Source organism: Cupriavidus basilensis OR16 (genome assembly GCF_000243095.1).
In the GTDB taxonomy this organism is placed as follows: domain Bacteria; phylum Pseudomonadota; class Gammaproteobacteria; order Burkholderiales; family Burkholderiaceae; genus Cupriavidus; species Cupriavidus basilensis_D.
On the sequence record NZ_AHJE01000410.1, the window covers coordinates 1 to 291 of the forward strand.

Consider the following 291-nt stretch of genomic DNA (forward strand, 5'->3'; position numbering starts at 1 on the left):
GGCGATGGGCCACGGCTACCATCGCGTCTCTGAAAAGCGCCTGCAGGCCCATACCGCTGCCAACGGCGCTGATGCGCCCGTGATCACCAGCGCCGGCGCGCTGATTGACGCGCTCAAGGTCATCGGCGCCAAGCGCATCGCCGTGGTCGCGCCGTACATGAAGCCGCTGACGGAGCTGGTGGTGGACTACATCCGCAACGAAGGCTATGAAGTGGTGGACTGGCGCGCGCTGGAAATCCCGGACAACCTGGAAGTGGGCCGCCATGATCCGGCCAAGCTGCCCGGCATCGT

Annotated in this window: 1 pseudogene; it reads left to right on the plus strand. The window is 66.0% G+C overall.

Going from position 1 to position 291, the window contains the following annotated elements:
• Positions 1-291: pseudogene (locus tag OR16_RS39390) on the plus strand (Asp/Glu racemase); the annotation flags it as partial.